General features: G+C 70.0%; 2 protein-coding genes and 1 pseudogene. All 3 read right to left on the minus strand.

Annotated features, from left to right (window positions below; translation table 11 throughout):
* Window positions 1-170: pseudogene (locus QZV97_RS20875) on the minus strand (methylmalonyl-CoA carboxyltransferase); the annotation flags it as partial.
* 30 nt (window positions 171-200) lie between these two features.
* A complete protein-coding gene (meaB, locus tag QZV97_RS20880) occupies window positions 201-1,190 on the minus strand; it encodes a methylmalonyl Co-A mutase-associated GTPase MeaB (protein ID WP_295647345.1) in 990 nt (329 codons plus the stop codon).
* A 27-nt stretch (window positions 1,191-1,217) separates the two neighbouring features.
* Window positions 1,218-1,568 carry a GIY-YIG nuclease family protein gene (locus QZV97_RS20885; protein ID WP_295647344.1) on the minus strand — a complete coding sequence of 117 codons (351 nt, stop codon included), beginning with the start codon at window positions 1,566-1,568 and terminating at the stop codon, window positions 1,218-1,220.
* Window positions 1,569-1,762 lie beyond the last annotated feature (194 nt).

Consider the following 1,762-nt stretch of genomic DNA (forward strand, 5'->3'; position numbering starts at 1 on the left):
TGCTCGACGAACATGTCCCATTCCTCGAAGGTGCCTTCGTCGAGCAGCAGCTCGATGCGCTCGCGCGCGCTGAGCTTGCCCTTGCCGTGCTGCGCGGCGATGCGCTTCTCGCCCCCGCCCTGGCGCGCCGCGGCGCGGCGGCGTTCGAGCTCTTCGATGATGTCGTGCATGAGCGTCCTCTCGTCCTCGTTCTTCTCGAATCAGTCCATCAGGTCCAGCAGGCGGCGCGCCGCCACCGACGCGGCCAGCGTACCGGCGCGCACCGCATCGCCGGTGGCCGGCAGCGCCTCGCGCACCTTGGGATGCTGGCGAAAGCGGGCGTGCAGGCCGGCCTCGATGCGCTCCCACATCCAGGCCTGGTCCTGGCGATGGCGGCGCGCGGCCAGGCGGCCGTTGGCGGTCTGCAGGTCGCGGAACTTCTCCACCGCGGCCCAGAACTCGGGCAGACCGGTGGCCTTGAGGGCGCTGAGCTGCAGCACCAGCGGGTGCCAGACCTTCTCGTCATGGTGCGCATGGTCCGGGTGACCGTGCAGGCCGAAGAGCCGCAGCGCGCTGGTGATCTGCGCCTGCGCGCGCGTGGCAGCGGCCGTGTCGAGGTCGGCCTTGTTGATGGCGACCAGGTCGGCCAGCTCCATCACGCCCTTCTTGATCGCCTGCAGGTCGTCGCCGGCATTGGGCAGCTGCAACAGCACGAACAGGTCGGTCATGCCGGCGACCGCAGTCTCGCTCTGGCCGACGCCGACCGTCTCGACGATCACCAGGTCGTGACCCGCGGCCTCCAGCACCAGCAGGCACTCGCGCGTCTTCTCGGCCACGCCGCCCAGCGTGCCCGACGAGGGGCTGGGCCGGATGAAGGCGCGCTCGTCGACCGACAGGCGCTCCATGCGCGTCTTGTCGCCGAGGATGGAACCGCCGGAGACGGTGGACGACGGGTCCACGGCCAGCACCGCGACGCGATGGCCGCGCTCGATGAGGTACAGGCCCAGGGCCTCGATGAAGGTGCTCTTGCCGACGCCTGGCACGCCCGAGATGCCGATGCGCAGCGAGCGCCCGGTGTGCGGCAGCAGCGCGTTGAGCAGCAGGTCGGCGCGCGCACGATGGTCGTCGCGGGTGGACTCCAGCAGCGTGATCGCCTTGGCGACCGCGCGCCGCTGCGGCGGACCCACCGGGCCGCGCAGCGCGTCGAACAGCGCCTGGTCATCAGTAGGCCGTGCCACCTACCACTCCCCCCGTTCGGGCTGAGGTATCGAAGCCCCTTCGCCGGGCGCGCGCAGATGCTCCGGCAGCGGGTTCCTCGTCCCCCACGCATGTCGCTGAATTGCCGACCAGTCGCCGCGGATCAGCGCCTCCTTCTTGGCCCGCCCCCAGCCCTTGATGCGCCGTTCGGCCGCCAGGGCCTCTTCGCGCGTCGCCGTCTCCTGGATCCAGACCAGCACGACCGGTCGCCGCTCATGCGTGTATCCCGGGATGTCGCCCGCTTGATGCTGGGCGACGCGTCGCTCCAGATCGTCGGTGTGCCCGAGGTAGTACGAACCGTCGCCGCAGCGGAGCATGTAGACGTGGAACATCAGGTCGGCAGTTCGAAAGACGCTCGTTGCGTCGTGTCGGCTCGCGTCCTTCGATACCTCAGGACGAACGGCGTCGTCACGCACTCACCGCCTTGCGGATCTGCTCGAGCACGTCCTTCGCGCTCGCCGGGATCGGCGTGCCGGGACCGTAGATGCCCTTGACGCCGGCCTCGTAGAGGAAGTCGTAGTCCTGC

The organism is uncultured Methylibium sp. (genome assembly GCF_902826655.1).
GTDB lineage: Bacteria > Pseudomonadota > Gammaproteobacteria > Burkholderiales > Burkholderiaceae_C > Methylibium.